The 17,637-nt window shown below is 40.5% G+C and carries 19 protein-coding genes; 2 read left to right on the top strand and 17 right to left on the bottom strand.

Going from position 1 to position 17,637, the window contains the following annotated elements:
• Positions 1–29: 29 nt before the first annotated feature.
• The 6 genes from larB to BLP52_RS01870 form a co-directional block, all read right to left on the bottom strand.
• Positions 30–806, bottom strand: coding sequence for a nickel pincer cofactor biosynthesis protein LarB (gene larB / locus BLP52_RS01890; RefSeq protein WP_091708191.1), 777 nt, complete (start codon positions 804–806; stop codon positions 30–32).
• Positions 807–881: 75 nt separating this feature from the next.
• Complete coding sequence (locus tag BLP52_RS01885) at positions 882–1,547, bottom strand: flavodoxin family protein (protein ID WP_091708189.1); 666 nt, start codon at positions 1,545–1,547, stop codon at positions 882–884.
• 166 nt (positions 1,548–1,713) lie between these two features.
• On the bottom strand, positions 1,714–2,913 hold the full coding sequence (locus BLP52_RS01880; protein WP_091708187.1) for an aldo/keto reductase: 1,200 nt from the start codon (positions 2,911–2,913) through the stop codon (positions 1,714–1,716).
• An 80-nt stretch (positions 2,914–2,993) separates the two neighbouring features.
• Complete coding sequence (locus BLP52_RS14760; RefSeq protein WP_274377631.1) at positions 2,994–3,125, bottom strand: hypothetical protein; 132 nt, start codon at positions 3,123–3,125, stop codon at positions 2,994–2,996.
• Between the two features lie 51 nt (positions 3,126–3,176).
• On the bottom strand, positions 3,177–3,698 hold the full coding sequence (locus BLP52_RS01875; RefSeq protein WP_091708185.1) for a cyclophilin-like fold protein: 522 nt from the start codon (positions 3,696–3,698) through the stop codon (positions 3,177–3,179).
• 10 nt (positions 3,699–3,708) lie between these two features.
• A complete protein-coding gene (locus BLP52_RS01870) occupies positions 3,709–4,659 on the bottom strand; it encodes a DUF3737 family protein (RefSeq protein ID WP_202905707.1) in 951 nt (316 codons plus the stop codon).
• Positions 4,660–4,883: 224 nt separating this feature from the next.
• Here BLP52_RS01870 and BLP52_RS01865 point away from each other — a divergent pair, with 224 nt between their 5' ends.
• Positions 4,884–5,210: a PadR family transcriptional regulator gene (locus BLP52_RS01865; RefSeq protein ID WP_238380681.1), complete on the top strand. Its 327-nt coding sequence runs from the start codon at positions 4,884–4,886 to the stop codon at positions 5,208–5,210.
• A 99-nt stretch (positions 5,211–5,309) separates the two neighbouring features.
• Complete coding sequence (locus tag BLP52_RS01860) at positions 5,310–7,127, top strand: MFS transporter (RefSeq protein WP_238380680.1); 1,818 nt, start codon at positions 5,310–5,312, stop codon at positions 7,125–7,127.
• 286 nt (positions 7,128–7,413) lie between these two features.
• Here the strand turns inward: BLP52_RS01860 and hxlB are convergent, their stop codons facing one another.
• From hxlB to BLP52_RS01805, 11 genes are all read right to left on the bottom strand, one after another.
• Positions 7,414–8,022, bottom strand: coding sequence for a 6-phospho-3-hexuloisomerase (hxlB, locus tag BLP52_RS01855; RefSeq protein ID WP_091708179.1), 609 nt, complete (start codon positions 8,020–8,022; stop codon positions 7,414–7,416).
• Between the two features lie 208 nt (positions 8,023–8,230).
• Positions 8,231–8,665, bottom strand: a complete 435-nt coding sequence (locus BLP52_RS01850) for a cupin domain-containing protein (RefSeq protein WP_091708176.1) — start codon at positions 8,663–8,665, stop codon at positions 8,231–8,233.
• Between the two features lie 96 nt (positions 8,666–8,761).
• A complete protein-coding gene (locus BLP52_RS01845; protein WP_162272924.1) occupies positions 8,762–9,139 on the bottom strand; it encodes a cyclophilin-like fold protein in 378 nt (125 codons plus the stop codon).
• An 81-nt stretch (positions 9,140–9,220) separates the two neighbouring features.
• Entirely contained in the window at positions 9,221–10,744 is a 1,524-nt protein-coding gene (locus BLP52_RS01840) for a cupin domain-containing protein (protein WP_091708174.1), read from the bottom strand.
• 135 nt (positions 10,745–10,879) lie between these two features.
• Positions 10,880–11,455 carry a sugar O-acetyltransferase gene (locus BLP52_RS01835; protein ID WP_091708173.1) on the bottom strand — a complete coding sequence of 192 codons (576 nt, stop codon included), beginning with the start codon at positions 11,453–11,455 and terminating at the stop codon, positions 10,880–10,882.
• Between the two features lie 30 nt (positions 11,456–11,485).
• On the bottom strand, positions 11,486–12,238 hold the full coding sequence (locus BLP52_RS01830) for a carboxymuconolactone decarboxylase family protein (RefSeq protein ID WP_091708172.1): 753 nt from the start codon (positions 12,236–12,238) through the stop codon (positions 11,486–11,488).
• Positions 12,239–12,336: 98 nt separating this feature from the next.
• Positions 12,337–13,398: an NAD(P)-dependent alcohol dehydrogenase gene (locus BLP52_RS01825; RefSeq protein ID WP_091708170.1), complete on the bottom strand. Its 1,062-nt coding sequence runs from the start codon at positions 13,396–13,398 to the stop codon at positions 12,337–12,339.
• A gap of 322 nt (positions 13,399–13,720) precedes the next feature.
• Positions 13,721–14,866, bottom strand: coding sequence for an MBL fold metallo-hydrolase (locus tag BLP52_RS01820; RefSeq protein ID WP_238380679.1), 1,146 nt, complete (start codon positions 14,864–14,866; stop codon positions 13,721–13,723).
• A 52-nt stretch (positions 14,867–14,918) separates the two neighbouring features.
• A complete protein-coding gene (locus BLP52_RS01815; RefSeq protein WP_091708168.1) occupies positions 14,919–15,821 on the bottom strand; it encodes a permease in 903 nt (300 codons plus the stop codon).
• The gene (locus BLP52_RS01810) at positions 15,814–16,863 is read right to left on the bottom strand and encodes a DUF362 domain-containing protein (RefSeq protein ID WP_091708166.1); all 1,050 of its coding nucleotides are present in this window, start codon (positions 16,861–16,863) and stop codon (positions 15,814–15,816) included. Before BLP52_RS01810 ends, BLP52_RS01815 begins: the two co-directional genes overlap by 8 nt.
• A 114-nt stretch (positions 16,864–16,977) precedes the next feature.
• The gene (locus BLP52_RS01805; protein WP_091708164.1) at positions 16,978–17,553 is read right to left on the bottom strand and encodes a TetR/AcrR family transcriptional regulator; all 576 of its coding nucleotides are present in this window, start codon (positions 17,551–17,553) and stop codon (positions 16,978–16,980) included.
• Positions 17,554–17,637: the final 84 nt, after the last annotated feature.

The raw sequence follows: 17,637 nt of genomic DNA, 5'->3' as shown, positions 1-17,637 counted from the left end.
ATTTGTAACACTACTATAAGATGCATTTCTTATTCATTGTTCCTTGCTTCTGCAACCCTGTTAGCGATCCTTGCAGCAAAGGAACCTGCTACAAATCCTGCATCTATGTTAACGACAGAAAGCACAGAACATGACTGAAGCATGGAAAGCAGTGCAGCCTCACCTTTTGCACCAGCTCCGTAACCTGTGGAAACCGGAAGGCCAATTACCGGTACATCCATAAGGCCTGAAACAACAGTTGGCAGGGTTCCTTCTCTTCCTGCTGCCACTACTATGGAGTCCGGTTTCTTGTCCTTGAGAACCTGCATTTCGGATACCAGCCTGTGGAAGCCTGCAACTCCTACATCATAGATGGCAATGGTCTCGCAGCCCATTTCATGAGCAACCATCCTTGCTTCTTCAGCCGCATCAATATCAGCGGTACCAGCTGTGATTATTGCAACAACTCCTCCGGTTCTTGGTACAGGAGTGCCGTTGTGAACTACAACACCTTTTGAATGAAGGTCCCACTCAAGATTATCGGAATTGAACATAGCCTCGATCATCTCTCTGTGACCTTCACTAAGTCTTGTGATAAGCACTCTTCCAGTTGCAGCTACCTGTGCTTTTGCAATTTCTACAACATCTGCAGGGTCCTTGCCTTCTGCAAGGATGGCTTCCATTATACCTGTACGATGCTTGCGGAAGATATCTATTTTGGCAATGTCTGTGACCGGGACATAGCCCATTGAACGGATATCGGATTCTGCAGTTTCAATATCAAGTTCATTATTTTTCAGCTGATTTAATATAGTTTTAAGATCCATTTATTTCACTTCTGCATTGGATGGCTAATATAATTAACTGAACCTGAAGATTCTGATTTCCACATTATTTCCTGTCTATAGTTTTTGATTCTCAGATGCTTTTTCAGCGAATCTGACTCCCATCTCAAAGGCTTTTGCACAATCCTTCGGAAACTCCTCTTCCCGTCTTTTAGCTTTTTCTTCAGCATTGAAAGCAGTTGAAACGTATTTGGAGTAATCATCGAACTGATACGTATCGAATGAGTATAGTGATTCCGCATATCCGAAAAATCTCTGTAGAAGCATTTCCATTTTGTTGAAAATACACTCATATCCCATCATTTCCATCTGCTGTTCATTAACACCCATTGTATAGATGAAAGCAGATGGTATCTTTTTTTGAAACAGGACGGAATGCTCTTTATCATACACCAGATACTGGAAGAATAATCTCTCCAGAAAGGACCTCATCTCACCTGTAACATCACCTAAGTAGATAGGAGAACCAAGAATGAGGGCATCTGCATCCTCTATTTTCTTAAGGACCGGTGTCAGTCCATCTTTCATGGAACAGGTGCCATAGCTTTGACCACCTATTCTCTTGCAGGTAAAACAACTGATACAGCCTTTGAAATCCAGATCATAGAGGTGAACAAGTTCTGTTTCCGCACCTCTGGATTCCGCTCCTTTGAGTGCGTGCTCAAGAAGAGTTGCAGTGTTCCAGTTCTTTCTAGGGCTTCCGTTTATTGCTATTACCTTCATGTAATCATCTCATTTTGATCTCTAATGGGATTCCTTTCACTAAATTGGCTGTTCGGGTATCCAGTGTTTTTGTCAGTTTATTTAATTCATTGAAAATGACAGAAGAAAGGCTTTTTTGGAACTTTTTCTGCCCATCATTCATTTTATCTTTATTTCCTCATCAGAATTATACCTGCTTGAACATCTCCTTTGCCATGGCAACTCTCTGCTCAAGGTCGGACCCTTCCAGTTCTTCTACAACTGAATCGAGAACTGTTGGTATATCGATGTGCTGAGGGCATTTCTCCAGACACTGTCCGCACTGGACACATTGAGATGCAAACTCGCCTCCACCTGTTCCAAGAGCACCACCCAGACGTGCAGCATACATGAATCTTACTGCATCAGGATCATCCGCAAAGTAAAGGTTGTTATACAGCTCAAAACAAAGTGGGATATTCACACCTGCCGGACAGGGCATGCAGTACTGGCAACCGGTACATTCTACTCTCATAAGTTCACGATACTTGTTTTCAACTCTCTTTATAAGCTGCAGTTCCTCTTCTGTCAGTGAATTTGGCAATGCCTGTTCTGCAACTCTTAGGTTCTCCTCAATATGAGATTCCTCGTTCATGCCGGAAAGAACAACTGTTACTTCCGGGTGATTCCATACCCAGCGCAGAGACCACTCTGCAGGTGATCTTTTAATAGGTGCCTCGTTCCATATCTCTTCCACAGCCTCTGGTACAGTTTTTGTAAGGCTTCCCCCACGAAGAGGTTCCATTATTATAACACCTAGACCTTTTGATGCAGCATATTCCAATCCGGCTTTACCTGCCTGACTCTTTTCATCCAGATAGTTGTACTGGATCTGGCAGAAGTCCCAGTCATAAGCATCTACAATACGGTTAAAATCCTCTGATGCGCCGTGGAAGGAGAACCCTGCATTGATGATGCGACCATCGGCTTTGGCATGGTCAAGGAAATCAGCCACACCTAATTTTTCAAGAGTGTCCCACAAATCACCAACCAGAGAGTGTATAAGATAGTAATCAATATGGTCGGTGTTCAGTTTCTCAAGCTGAGCATCCAGGAACTTATCCATATCTTCACGTTTTTCTATGAGCCATGAAGGAAGTTTTGTTGCAAGCTTCACTTTCTCGCGGTATCCGTCAGTAAGGGCACGACCTAGGAATGGCTCGCTTGCACCCATGTGATATGGCCAGGCTGTATCAACATAATTCACTCCGTGGTCAATTGCATAGCGTACCTGTTTAGTGGCTCTTTCTTCATCAATGCTGCCATCTTCTTTAGAGGCAAGACGCATGGCTCCAAAACCAAGTATTGAAAGCTCGTCTCCATTCTTTGGCATTTCTCTGTATAGCATCTTTAGTTCTCCTGAATTGTGAATTTTTATCTCTATTATGATTGACCAACAACTCTCACTATGTCATAATGAATTAATTTTTATTCATATTTCTTGAATACCTTTTCATTGATCAGACTGGCAATATCACGCATTTCACTGGAATGCGAAAAAGTACCTATACGAATTTTCTTTACGTTTTCATCGAAACATGTACATTCTTTTGTAGTCACTAAAGTTGTCCTCTCTGCTTACTGTATTATTTTTAAAATTTCGTGCTTTATTTACACTTTATCAATTAGTATCGTGCCTGACATATTTTTGATATACTCGCCACCTGATACGACATTACCTAATTCGTACAGACCACCTGCAGAGCCGAATTTATCATAGAATATCACCACGTCTCCCCAGGGAGCATAATATGCAAGCGTTCCAGCTTTTGCATTTGCCATAGGTGTGTTAGTTGTACCGAGTTTTTTGGGTGGATAGAATATTTTTTCATTATTACTGAAATCTTCAACATCTATCGTTAAAGGTAATTGCTCATAGAGTTCTTTTGCAGCATTCCCATCATTGAGCTCAAAGATTGTTGTATTTCCATTTGCTTGAACACTGATCATCATTTTTGTTTCCTCCTCTTCCTGGCTGGTTTCACCCTGCCCATTTTCTAATCGATCATCGATGGTTTTTTGGTCCATGTTATTTTGTTCAACACATCCAGTCGCTAAAAATATCAGTAAAAACACTCCTAAACAAATCACCATCCATTTTTTACCATCATTGTGTTTCGGAGTAATTTTCATAGATAATTCCTCAATTTGTTATGTTTCCTGCACAGGCACATCTGCATTGTTTGGTATACTTTTCATCATAGATCTCTGATTTTTGAATTTCTTCTTTGTTCAGTTCTTCCCGGACTTCGATCATACATGAAACATCTGTCAGTTGATTATCATCCTGTATTATGTCTCCAATCGAATCTGCAATGATATGTCCACTACGTGGGTTTTTTACACTTGTTATTGAACCGGCAATTGTAGCATGAACGTCGCTGTACTCAAATGAAAGATCACAATCGATCATCTCACAATCTTCCAGGATTAGACCTTTTGCATAACAAAGCGGCTGGGTTCCTATTATTTTGCATCGGACAAGTTTGAGATTTTCAGAGTACCAACCAAGATATTCGCCTTTTACGATACTGTCTGAGACGGTGACATTTTTGCTGTGCCAGAAAGCATCTTTCGTATCCAGTCGGGAATTTCTGATCTCGACATTTTCCACATACTGAAAAGAGTATTTGCCGCTTAATACAAAGTTATCAAGCAAGATATTCGAGCTGTAGAAGAATGGATATTCAGACTCAAGTTCTGAATTCTTTATCACAAGTTCGTGTGATAACCATCCAAACTCTGGTGACACAATAGTTGAGTTTTCAATAGTTATGTCCTTACATTCCCGTACAGCTTTGATGCCTCCCATTTGACTATCTTTTATTGTCACTTGGTTGCTATACCATAATGCAGCACGACATGTATCTGTCATACGACTATTTTCGATCTGAGCGTTCCTGACATGCCAGAATGGGTAGCGAAGTCTGAAGTCACAATCTGAAACATATATATCTGCGCTTTCCTTTAAAGCAGACTCGCCATCTGCAGGACCATCAAAGGTACAGTGAGAGATTGTAGCGTTCTGTATAGCATACAGAGCACGCTCTTCATCCAATATCAAGTCCTTAAATTCATTAGTTTTTTGACTCATGTTTTTACCTTTTTTTCCCGCCATTGATCAGAGTATTTTGAACATCACATTAGGTGACTGACTGAACAGTCAATTATCAATAGACGAATGTTGTATTTATAGGTTATGATTGACTACTCACTCAGAAACATTTATATCTTATAATTATATCTATATATCATCCGCCTTTATGTCGTGTACCGATACATCGGCAGACGACTAATACAGGATTAATGGAGGATTATATGGATAACGACATCAGAAGGCTTTTTCTCAAATACATAGTCTTGACTGTGATAAGTAAGAAGAGCACTTATGGCTACGATATCATCAAGACTATAGAAACATGTTCTAAAGGTAAATGGAAACCAAGTACAGGTTCTATCTATCCAATACTGGACTATCTGGTATCTGAAGGATACATTCAAAGTGAGGAAACAGACCGTAAGAAAGTCTACACGATCACGCCTGGAGGATTAGCAGCTTTAGAAGAGATGACTCAGAGAAAAGATGAGCTTCTCAATGAAATATCCATGATTATCGATAACATCACAGAAGGTGACTACACATAATCTGGGTCATATCCTGTTCTAAAAAATAAGGAACAGTAATCCAGAATGATAACGATAGCTATTTTCTGAATAATATTTTGATCTACAGAAGGTAATAGTTTGGAAAATAAAAACAATGTAAAAACAGAGAACATTTCTCATGGAAAGGGACATGGTATCCCATATAAGTGGACGGCACTACTTACCGTGCTACTTGCATCATTTATGGCCACTATCAATAGTAGTATTATACTTATTTCGCTTCCTGCAATTTTCAATGGAATTCACCTAGATCCCATGCAACCGGATGCGTTCCAATACCTGCTATGGATATTAATGGGATACGGACTTGTAACGGCTACGATTCTTCTAAGTATCGGAAGACTTGCCGATATTTACGGAAGAGTAAGACTTTTCAGACTCGGATTTTTCATATTCATGATCGGTTCGGTCATGCTATATCTTACGCCCGGAACCGGCAGTATCGGAGCGATAGAACTTATCCTCTTCAGGTTCGTGCAGGCGGTAGGCGGTGCACTGACCATGGCTAATGGTCCGGCTATAATCACTGATGTCTTCCCAAGCAGTGAAAGGGGAAAAGCACTTGGTATCAATACAGTAGCTCTCATGTCAGGCCAGTTCATAGGACTCCTGCTTGGAGGTATACTTGTAACCTATAACTGGCGCTATGTTTTCCTTGTAAATATCCCATTTGCCCTGATCGGAACTATTTGGGCGTACTGGAAAATGGAAGAGCTTTCTTTTAAGGCAAAGAAAACCAGTGTAGACATACTTGGAAATGTCTTCTTCATTGGCGGACTGACATCACTTCTTGTGGGCATAACCTATGGCTTAATGCCTTACGAACACAATGGAATTATGGATGCAATGGGATGGAACAGTCCACTTGTCCGGATTACTTCCGCAATCGGAATTATAATGCTTCTTGCATTCCCGTTCGTAGAACGCAGGGCAGAGAATCCAATGTTCCGCTTCGAGTTCTTCAAGATAAGGGCTTTTGCTTTTTCAAACCTTGCAAATTTCATGGCGGCTATTGCACGAGGAGGCATAATGTTCATGCTGATATTGTTGCTTCAGGGAATATGGTTGCCACTTCACGGCTATAGTTTTGAGGATACGCCTCTCTGGGCTGGCATTTATATGCTTCCGTTGACTGTCGGCTTTATCATAATGGGCCCTATATCAGGAATGCTTTCGGATAAATACGGACCCAGATGGATAGCTACTTCAGGAATGGTACTTGTGGCTGTGGTATTTTTGGGCCTTGCTATGCTGCCTTACAATTTCGACTACTGGGAACTTGGTATTCTCATTTTCCTAATGGGAATAGGTAACGGCATGTTCAGTTCACCAAACAGTTCATCCATAATGAACTCGGTACCAGCCGAGGACAGAGGAGTTGCTTCAGGCATGATGTCAACCCTGATGAACTCAGCTATGACAATGAGCATGGCACTTTTCTTCACTATCGTGATAGTTGGACTTCAGGGAACGTTCCCAAGTGCAATACATGAGTCATTCTCAAGTTTTGCATCGACACAGACTGCCCCGGTAATGCAGAATCTTGCAGCCCAGATATCAGAGATATCCCCAACTAATGCATTATTCTCAGCTTTCCTTGGATACAATCCGATGGGTACTATTCTGAATGTCATGGACAGCAGTATCGTAGCCTCAATTCCACAATCAGTGGTCGATACATTGACCAGCAACTACTGGTTCCCCCAGACTCTGCAACAAGCTTTCATGCCAGCACTCAGGGTATCTTTCTTCATAGGTGCTTTCCTTTCAGCTATTGCAGCTCTGCTGTCTGCAATGAGAGGCCAGCACTATGTGCATGAGATCCATAACGAGATAGAATCTGCAGTGAAAGGCCAGCATTTTGTGCATGCAATCCCTGACGATATAGAGAAATAATGTTAGTGTTTCAGTGACATGTCTGCAAAGACATGTCCTTTTTGCTTTATCAGGAAATTACTGACATCGATATTGAGATTTCAACAGAAATGCAGAAAAGAATATTCATTCCTTTTTTACATGTGGATATTTCTGGAAAAAGAAGGTATGCTGTACAAGTCCTGGACTTGTCTTTGTAAAAGAGTTTGTTAAATTTTATGCCTGAAGAAGTTCAGACAATCCTGGGGGATCAATACCCTAAAACCTATATGTGAACTTCTGATCAGGTATTTTATCATTTTGAACTTTATTCAATATTTGTGTGTCTTGATTTGAGATCTTCTTCTGAAGCACCTGTTATGAAGATAAGCTCAGCAATGACAGCATCAAGGAACACGTTTGAAGATATTTCAAAAGAAGTGCCAAGTGGAGTTAGATAAGTGTATTCACCACGCATATGACGTTCGTCATAGCCGCCTACATCATCCTTTGTTCTTCCCGAAAGAACAATTACTGTGTCAGACAACTCACCGAGAGCTGATTCTTTGTTAGATGTGATGGTAACAAGTTTTGCACCGATCTCTTTGGCGACCCTTCCCAGATTTGCGATTGAACGGGTCTGGCCTGAACCTGATATTGCTATAACAACATCTTCTTTGCTGACAGCAGGAGTCGTGGCTTCTCCTACGACATGTGATGTAAGACCAAGGTGCATAAGTCTCATGGCAAATGCCCTGCCTACAAGACCAGAACGTCCCGCACCCATAACAAAGATACGTCTGGCACCCGTAATATCTTCAAGCATCTGCCTGACAGCATCCTTATCAAGTTTATTTGCTACATTTTCAAGATGTTCTGCCATCAATAATATAGAAGAAGTTAAGTATTTACATTCAGTTAAATGGGTTTCTTTCATACGGGTCCCTCAATAGGTAAATTACAAATTATAATTACACTTCGTTTTTCTTTTGTAGTAACCTTATTTTAGCAGGCTAGTCCAATTAAAACATCAAATAAAGCATGTAATGCCCCCATCTTGGATGGGGCACAGTCACTAACCATCTAATGTATTTTAATTTTTGTGCCATTCTTGATCTTACGAGTTGCTATATCGAATTTCCTCTCTATAGTTTATTGTATTCCTCATCACTAACAATCTCTAACCATTCGTTCTGGGTATTTTCCCCAGGTAGTTCAAAAGCAACATGGGAGAACCAACTGTCAGCTTTTGCACCATGCCAATGCTTCACTCCTGCCGGAATATATACTACAGAACCTTCATGCAGACTAACTGCCTTTTTTCCGTCTTCCTGGTACCAGCCTTCTCCGGCAGTGCAAATAAGCATCTGCCCACCACCGCTCTCTGCATGGTGTATGTGCCAGTTATTGCGACATCCGGGTTCAAAGGTTACATTTGCTAAAAACACGGGAGTTTCTCCGGGTTTTGTTAAAGGATTCAGGAAGGAATCTCCTATAAAATATTGTGCAAACTTCTCATTAGGCACGCCGGTTCCAAACATATTTGCCTTTTCAAATTCTTCTTTATTCATGTATTTCATTGCTTTACTCCTCACTTTGTTTTAATTGCAGTAATTATTATATCAAACTGAACTTTCTAATAAACACCTATGGTTGAAAATGAAATCTCCATTATATCAGGCAAGTTCTATCAAAATATCAAAGCTACCTTTTAGTGAGTCCATTGTGGAAGAGTCACAGTCAATAACACCAAGATTTACAAATTCACCATAGCAATTTTCTTCATTATCAAACAGAATAGTAAAATAATCTCCCTGAGTAGTATAATCAATATCACCATTTTTCCATCCAGGGACCAGGTCTTCATCAGCAAATGACAATGGTTCATCCATTACACCACAAACATCAAACTCATATCTGCTGGCATGGATCGTATAAGGTAGTCTGCTGATGAGTTCCCTGGCAGGTTCACTATCATTTAGTATTCCAGGAATTATCTTGCTACCAAAATGCATGTTGATCTTTGTTCCATTCTTAATTTTACGAGTTGCCATATCTGAATCCTCACTTGTTAGTATGATAACAAAATAAAAATTGGAAAAATAGAAAATGATTTTCTATTTTGCCATATGCTTTTAGTTCAGATTTTCTTTGAAGAAAGATTCCAGTTTGTCAAATGGAATATAGTCATTGTCTCCGCCATCGTACAGGTCGATGTGCCTTGCTCCTGGAATGATTACCAGTTCTTTTGGTTCAGCCGCTTTTTCATAGGCTTCTTCAGTATAATATCTGGAGTGAGCATTCTCTCCCATGATGAAAAGAATTGGTCTTGGGGAAATTGTCTCAATGTAGTTCATCAGAGGGAAGTTCATAAAGGACATACCGCTTGTTGCAGTAAATGATGCTCCCGCATTTGGATGGAATCCTCTTTCCATTGCATAGTATTCAAAGAATTCACTTGTAACAGGGTCCATACCTTCTGGAATTGATGTTGCTGGTTCACGAGGGAATCCTTCAGGTACTAATGGACTTCCATTTTCGAAGTCTACCCATCTCTGCTCAGCCATCTGGGCTAAAGATGCAGCACGCTGCTCATTGGTCAATGAATATCCGAATCCATTTCTGAACATGCTGCTTATATCATACATACTTGCAGTAGCAACTGCCTTAATACGTGGGTCAACCTGAGCTGCAGTAATTGCAAATCCACCACTGCCACAAATTCCAATTACACCAATCTTCTCTCTGTCTACAAAGTCCCTTGTGCCGATAAAATCAACCGCTGCACTAAAGTCTTCAACAAACAGGTCAGGAGATGAGATATGTCTTGGTTCTCCACCACTGTCTCCATTGTAGGATTCATCGAATGCCATGGCAACAAAACCTCTCTGTGCCAGTTCCTGAGCATAGAGTCCTGCTCCCTGTTCTTTTACTCCGCCGTAAGGTGTTCCAACAATGATTGCTGGATATTTTTCGTACCTGTTTATGTCTATTGGCACGTATAAGTGGCCTGCAACCTCAGCTCCAAATTTATTCTTGAATCTGACTTCTTCTAAAATTACGTTTTCACTTAATTCGAATGTAAGATCTCCTGGATCATATCTTCCTTGTTCGTTATTTTCTACCATATTATCTTCCTCTGAATTTTCTTCTGTTTCTATGACTAAATTATTGTATTGTTCATCTGTAACTTCTCCAAACCATTCTACCGGTCCTGCTTGTGGATTGGTAGTAACTCCAACATGCTCAAATGTACTATCGGCTGTTGCACCATGCCAGTGTACGACATCTGGTGGTATTTCTACAATATCACCGGCTTTCAGTGATCTTGCTGGCTCACCTTCTTCCTGATAATAACCTTCTCCACTGGTGATGAACAGAAGCTGTCCTCCTGGGTGGGAATGCCAGTTTGTTCTTGCATCCTCTGAAAATATTACGTTATAAGATGGAGCATTGAAAGTGTTGTCAGTTACAAGCATTTCGACCCAAACATCTCCTGTAAAAGTATCTTCAAGTGGACTTCCGGCAACACTATTTCCTCTTGGAAATATTGTATCATCTTCGAGTTCATTATCAGAATCAGTAATACATCCTGTTGCAAAAATGAACATCAAAGAAAAACACAGCATAAGTAATCTGGTTTTAGTATTTTTTGTCATTTTATTATCTCTCTGTATTTGTGCGTGATTGAGTAATCAGTCATGATTTTTAGCATACGTTAAACTAATCAATTGTCTTCAGAGTGACTAATCAGTCAGAAGCATGTATTCAATACTAGTATATAATACTAAGCATTACAATGTCCTGATTATTTTTGCTGGTACGCCAGCCACGACTGTGTTCGGTGGAACGTCCTGCGTAACTACAGCTGCAGCTGCTACTACAGAGTTCTCTCCGATTGTCACACCTGGTAAAATAGTTGCAGCTGCACCGATCCATACATTCTTTTTGAACCATATAGGAGTGGATACTAATTCTTTTCTATGGGCCGGATCCAATGGATGATTGGATGTGAGGAGATTGGCTTTTGGCCCTATTTTGGTGTCGTCCTCGATAGTTATACCTCCTCTATCCATAAAGGTGCATGCGTGATTGATAAACACATTTTTGCCGAGCTTGATATTCCGTCCGAAATCGGTATAGAATGGAGGGGTTACTCTGGTTGATTCGTCAACCTTCGAACCGATCAGTTCACTTATCAGACTTCTAGCTTCATCCTCGTCATGATATGAAGTGTTCATTCTGGTTGTAAGTTCCGCAGTGCGAAGCATCACTTCCTTCAATTTTGGAAATTCAGGGTCATCTATAGAAACTGTTTCTCCAGACCTGTCACGTTCAAAAATGTCTTTATGCAACTTTTTTTCATCCATTAAACTTTTCTCCATAATTTACCATCAAATTTACTCCGGTATCAGCTCGTTCAGAGCTGTAATAGCATTCAATGTTCTTGGATATCCGATATATGGCAAAAGCTGCGTAACTGTGCTGAGCAGTGTTTCTTTATCATTTCCTACATTCAGATTACCCATAATATGTCCTTTTAACTGAGGCTCGCATCCTCCAAGTGACAGAATCATGGAAAACGTAAGGAGTTCTCTCATTTTCACATCCAGACCTTTTCTGGTGTAATAGTCACCAAAACAATTTCCAGACAGATATTTCTGAATATGGATTTGGTTTTCTGGTGCTGCCTCGTACATTTGGTCGATCACATCACCGAATATCTTCTTCTGCACTTCCAATCCTTTTTCAAATCGTGTCTCAGGTGAAGTTGTAGACTGGCCTTCCAGTGGTAGTTCAATTCCTCTGCTTTCCAGTATTTCATTGCTGGCATAAATAAAGTCAACTGCTTTTGCAAATCCCACATATGGTATGGATTGATATACAATCTCCTTAACCTCTATTGGAGTTACACCAACGTTAAGTGCGCCTTCGAGCATTACTTTATATTCACTCAAGGTCTGGCTTGCTATCATGGAGCTCAGAATTACCATCATCCTGGTTTTTGTATCTAAATTTCCATAGCCTATAACTTCATCAAAAGCAAAATTATCGAAAACTTCCATGAGTTCCGGGTCTGTTACATTCAAATCCGATCTATAATCAGGGAATAATTCTTCACAATTCTTTTTTGCTGTTTCACTTATACTCATAATTAAACCTCACTTTCATTCCTGGATGATTCAGGAAACCTTTACACTGAAATTATCATCCTTTTATAGTAAAAAAGTAAGGACCTGATCAGGCCCTATTATAAGGATGACATATCAATCACATATCGATAGCGTGCTTCCTTATTTACGACCTTTTCCCATACCCCATTGATCATTTCAGGTTTGATCATCTGAATTTCCGGATAGATCTTGTTTTCAGCACAATAATCAACAACTTCCTGAGTTTCCGGGATTCCTCCGATCAGTGATCCATTGAAGTTCACTCTGTTGAAGATCATATTGAAGTTGTTAATTGTAAGTTCTCCGCCAATTGGTTGTCCTACCTGGGTGAAGTATCCGTATGGTTTTACACAATCAATGTATGATGACATGTCGTATGCATATGGAACTGTGGATATCATGTAATCCAGTTTTCCTCTTAATGGCTGCAGGTCTTCTGTTGAGTTTACAACAATAACTTCTTTTGCTCCGAATGCAAGGCAGTCTTCTTTTTTGCTTTCAGTGGTTGTAAAGGCATAAACTTCGGCACCTTTTGATACTGCTAATTTAATAGCTACGTGTCCCAGTCCGCCAATTCCTACAACTCCTACTTTATCCCCTTTTTTGAAATTAGCTCTCATTAAAGGTGAATAAGTAGTAATACCGGCACACAGCAACGGAGCAGCTTCCTGAAGCTCAATGGAATCCGGTATCTTTATTGCAAAATGCTCGGTGACAACGATGTTTTTGGAATATCCTCCCTGACTTATGCCTGTTGGTGATGATTCTTCCAGATAACCATATGTCATTATAGTTTCACCTTTGTCGCAGTGATGTTCTTCACCATTGTTGCAACTTTCACAGTCCATACAACTGTCAACCATGCACCCGACTCCTGCACGGTCACCTACTTTGAAATTCTTTACGTTCTTTCCAACAGCAGCAACAATACCTACAATTTCATGACCTGGTACCTGCGGATATTGTTGTGGTCCCCAGTGACCTTTGATCTGATGGATATCGGAATGACAAACTCCACAGTATTTAATGTCAATCAGTATGTCATCATCGCCTACAGGTCTTCTTTCAAAAGACCAGGGGGATAATTTTCCTGAATCATCTTTTCCAGCATAACCCTTTGATTGAATATTTTCTGCCATATTTTAACTCCTCTTATTTAATTTCTAGATTTTAACTCCACTTCGAATTCCCAATTTGCCTTTTCTGAAAGTCTTATTTACTCAACAAATCGCATGATTGAGTAATCAGTCACTAGTTGGTGTGTAATGCCATTTAAATTCTTTGCGTGACGAGTGACTAATCAGTCAACAACTAGTTATGTTTACTGGTATATAAAGATGAGTATAATTGGAGAATAATAGGTTGTGTATCTTAATCGAGCTTCTTCATTTTTTCACGAATGAATCAACACATTTTGTTGCTATCATTATCGATATATCCTGATAATCCTGCATTTCCTTATTAGAAATCCCACCACGAAGTGGGAAACTTTTGCAGGTCTGAATCTAACAGTACTGTTTCACCTATCATTGGAGCAATAATGTTCACTTCTCTCTCATTTGCTTCTTCAAGTGCCCTTTCTATTGGTTCGTTCCAGGCATGATTCGCCAGCGTGAATGCTCCCCAGTGCATCAGCATCATGGTCTCACCGTTTACATCCAGATTTGCCTGTACTGCTTGTTCCGGCACCATATGAATATCCGGCCATCTGCGGTCATATTGGGCACCTTCTATCAGGGTGATATCGAAAGGTCCGTATTGGTTTCCAATCCCCTCAAAGTGCGGACCGTATCCACCATCTCCGCTGGTATATACCCGATTTTTACTTCCTAGAATGACCCATCCACCCCATAATGTGGTATCAATGCTGAAAGGATCCCTTCCGGAACCATGTCTGGATGGTACCAGAGCAACAGTCAAACCCTGATACTCAGTTTCTTCCCACCAGTTAAGTTCAGTGATTTTCTCTTCGGGAATTCCCCATCGAATCAGATGAGCACCGCATCCAAGAGGAACGAAGAAGTGTGATACTTTACTGTTCAGCTTTACAATGGATTTGTAATCCAGATGGTCATAATGGTCATGTGTGATGAGAACTGCATCTATAGGCGGCATTTCATTAGTGATATTAAGCATGATATCTTTACTATATCCATATCTGTTGATCCCTACAAATGAAACAGGTGAGGCAACAGGACTCAGCATAGGATCAAGTAATAGTTTTTTGCTATCAATGCTAAGCAGAAAAGCAGAGTGTCCTAACCAGGTCAAACTATCATTTTCACTATTGACATGCTTCCAGTTAACAGTGGAAACAGGGATAGAACCTGAAGGATCACGGTCAATGACCTCGGAAGCATAAGAATCGTTTGTTGATGATATCTCTGATGAATCAGCGAACATACTTGTAGGCACTTCATTTATAAAATGTCCATCAACATAATTACTTAATCTTTCATATGTCTCTTTTTGCTCTGATGTCGGATCCCCGCCAAAAGCAGGGTCTATATTCATAAATAATATAAGGCCTGCACAAAACAGGACCAAAAGTAAGAATGAATGTAATGCTATCTTTCTAAGTTTTATCTTTTTTGCTTTTTCAATCACTAGAACACCATTTTTTCTAAACACTTTGCTTGTATAACTCCACTATAAGTTATTACAGGGAAATATCTATAAAAAGCCCTGTTATGATGGCAAACACGATCGTATATGCCAGATATATGCTAAACTGTCTTTTACCCAGAACAATTTTCACAGCACCAAGATTTGTTATTTTTGTTGCAGGTCCGGTTACCATAAACGCTGCAGCAGCACCCAGACTCATACCATGTTGTAACCATTCCAGCAGCAAAGGTATGGTTCCTCCGCCACATACGTATAAGGGTACACCTATCGTTGCCGCCATTAATACACCAAACCCCTGCTGGCTTCCGAAAAGGCTGGCAAATACATCGGTAGATACATAGCGCTGGAAAAGTGCTGAAAGCACGATACCAAGGAGAAAATAGCCTCCTGTAGCTTTGATGTTTCTCCATATATTCTTTAGCAGGCGCATTAGCATATTGGGATCGGTATCCCTGCTTTTTGGCAATACAAGCGTTGAAAAATTAAAAAAGCCCCTGTCCCGGAAGAATAACCTGACGAAGAGACCGGCCAGTATCCCACAAATGATACATGAAACCAAACGTATGGAAAAAACTGTTCTGCCAAGAGCAGCGCTGTAAATAAGTAATTGTGGATTCAGTAAAATAGAGCTCATCATGAACGCAGCCAGCCAGTCATCTCTCATTCCTTTTTGAGAGAACGAAGCTGCGATGGGGATGGTACCAAACATACAAAGGGGGGAGGCGATTCCCAGCAGACTTGCCGGAATCACTCCGAATATTCCAAGGTGTTTGTTCTGTATCGAGACAAAGAGCCTGTGGATCTTATCTTTTCCAAATACGGATATTACCGAGCCCAGAAAAATGCCAAATACCCAGTATATTGCGATCTGGTTGAACAGGACGCTGGAATAATACCAGATATATATGAACTCTCTCTGAAGTATATCAAGCATCCAGGTTCACCAGTTCATATTCCTGACTGCCCAGACCAATCTCTGCTGCATAGTCAAGAGTATGTACACCGTTCCTTGATTCTATACGCTCGATCACATCCTGTCCGTCAGGAGCTGCATAGACAAGATCCACACATGCCTGATCAAGTGCTACAGGATCGAGAGATGCCAGAACGCCGATGTCTTCCATTGTCGGTTCAGCAGGATGTGCCATACAATCACAATCAACTGAAAGATTGTTCATCACGTTGATATAGACAATATTGTCTCCGAGATTGTACATGACAGCGCCACTTGCTTCAGCCATAGACTCAAGGAAAACATCCTGTTCAGTATTAGAAAAGATATTCCATATATCACTCAAGTCTTTACTCTCTCCACCGCTATGGATGTACGCTTTGCCTTCTGCAGATGCAATTCCTATAGCCATGTTCTTGATAGCTCCGCCAAAACCTCCCATGGCATGTCCCTTGAAGTGGGAAAGTATGATGAAAGAATCATAGTTCTCAAAATGGGAACCTACAAGATCTTCCTGGAGATGCTGACCGTTTTCAACAGGCAGGGATATGGATCCCTCTTCATCCATAATATCAACAGGTGCTATGGCAGTAAAACCATGATCTTCTAAAACTTGCTTATGCATGGCGGTTTCAGCACGTCCTCCACCATAAGCCGTGTTACATTCAATGATTGTTCCGTTCACAGACTGTACAAGGTCTTTTATCAGAACAGGTGAAAGATAGTATTCTCCTCCAGGTTCACCGCTATGAAGTTTGACCGCAACATTTCCTGTAACATTGCGTCCCAGTGCTTCGTAAACAGCTATGAGTCCTTCCGGACTGATGTCAGTGGTCATATATACTTTAGGAACTTCATTCATCGTATTATCTGGAGTTGTTGTCATCTGAGAATCCTCACCCGGGATGTTATCTATTTCCAGTGTTTCAGAATTTGTTTCTGATGCGCTATCATCCGTGATGCATCCTGCAATTAAAGAGAACATCAGGATAGAAACCAGCAAAATAGTACTGTGCTTTTTCATTTCGTTTGTTCTCCTTTTTTGGTATATGGTTACTTGATTTTTTTTATTGTGAAAGTGGCTGAGTACTTTCAGTGTTATGAGTGACCGGTCACTCATCCGTATTATAAAAAAATATTATTTTTTGGCCACTCCTTGCCATACAACCTGAAACCCATCTTCTATAGCTTTATTCTGATCCTGCGGTTCTGAATAGAGAATATACTCAACTATTGTCCTGCTTGACTGATAGAACATTGAAGTTATCATTCCTGGTGGATAGTCTCCAAGCTCGCCATTTTCCAATCCTTCCATTACAAGATCATGGAAAAAAACATACTCTTCCATAACTACTTCACGTGTATGGCTTGTTATGTAAGGAGAAGAACAGAACTGTCCGACAAAAAGGAATTGATCCTGGTTCTCGATTCCCCATTCAACCAGATTATACCACATTTTCCTTAATTTCTCTCTGTAGGTTTCCTGTGTCTGGACTTCTTTTCCCATCCTGCGGCTTAATTCTCCTTTTACCTCGAAATAAAGGCCATTGATGAGATCTTCTTTTGTAGGGAAATAATTAAATAAAGTCCCTGTGGCTACACCTGCCTCTTTTGAAATCTGGGCAGTGGATGTACCATGGAAGCCCCTTTCAGTAAAGAGCTTCAGGGCAGCTTCCAAAAGGGCTGCTTTTTTGTCTTCGATCTGTTTTTTCATGGATTTTCTCTGGGATTGACTGTTTAGTCATTTTATGTAAATAAAAATAATTTGTTCTATATATACTTTTTGTATTCATCTGGA

It is taken from the genome of Methanolobus vulcani (assembly GCF_900100715.1).
GTDB classification, from domain to species: domain Archaea; phylum Halobacteriota; class Methanosarcinia; order Methanosarcinales; family Methanosarcinaceae; genus Methanolobus; species Methanolobus vulcani.
Note: the sequence above shows the minus strand (reverse complement) of the source record. Positions and strands in the feature narration are given on the sequence as shown.

Coding starts and splice junctions, on each gene's coding strand:
- BLP52_RS01835 (WP_091708173.1), bottom strand. CDS start 11,455: ATGGATGAAAAAAAGTTGCATAAAGACATTTTTGAACGTGACAGGTCT.
- BLP52_RS01845 (WP_162272924.1), bottom strand. CDS start 9,139: ATGGCAACTCGTAAAATTAAGAATGGAACAAAGATCAACATGCATTTT.
- BLP52_RS01870 (WP_202905707.1), bottom strand. CDS start 4,659: ATGAGTCAAAAAACTAATGAATTTAAGGACTTGATATTGGATGAAGAG.
- BLP52_RS01805 (WP_091708164.1), bottom strand. CDS start 17,553: ATGAAAAAACAGATCGAAGACAAAAAAGCAGCCCTTTTGGAAGCTGCC.
- BLP52_RS01815 (WP_091708168.1), bottom strand. CDS start 15,821: ATGCTTGATATACTTCAGAGAGAGTTCATATATATCTGGTATTATTCC.
- BLP52_RS01880 (WP_091708187.1), bottom strand. CDS start 2,913: ATGCTATACAGAGAAATGCCAAAGAATGGAGACGAGCTTTCAATACTT.
- hxlB (WP_091708179.1), bottom strand. CDS start 8,022: ATGAAAGAAACCCATTTAACTGAATGTAAATACTTAACTTCTTCTATA.
- BLP52_RS01825 (WP_091708170.1), bottom strand. CDS start 13,398: ATGGCAGAAAATATTCAATCAAAGGGTTATGCTGGAAAAGATGATTCA.
- BLP52_RS01865 (WP_238380681.1), top strand. CDS start 4,884: ATGGATAACGACATCAGAAGGCTTTTTCTCAAATACATAGTCTTGACT.
- BLP52_RS01830 (WP_091708172.1), bottom strand. CDS start 12,238: ATGAGTATAAGTGAAACAGCAAAAAAGAATTGTGAAGAATTATTCCCT.
- BLP52_RS01850 (WP_091708176.1), bottom strand. CDS start 8,665: ATGAAATACATGAATAAAGAAGAATTTGAAAAGGCAAATATGTTTGGA.
- BLP52_RS01840 (WP_091708174.1), bottom strand. CDS start 10,744: ATGACAAAAAATACTAAAACCAGATTACTTATGCTGTGTTTTTCTTTG.
- BLP52_RS01885 (WP_091708189.1), bottom strand. CDS start 1,547: ATGAAGGTAATAGCAATAAACGGAAGCCCTAGAAAGAACTGGAACACT.
- BLP52_RS01810 (WP_091708166.1), bottom strand. CDS start 16,863: ATGAAAAAGCACAGTACTATTTTGCTGGTTTCTATCCTGATGTTCTCT.
- BLP52_RS01875 (WP_091708185.1), bottom strand. CDS start 3,698: ATGAAAATTACTCCGAAACACAATGATGGTAAAAAATGGATGGTGATT.
- larB (WP_091708191.1), bottom strand. CDS start 806: ATGGATCTTAAAACTATATTAAATCAGCTGAAAAATAATGAACTTGAT.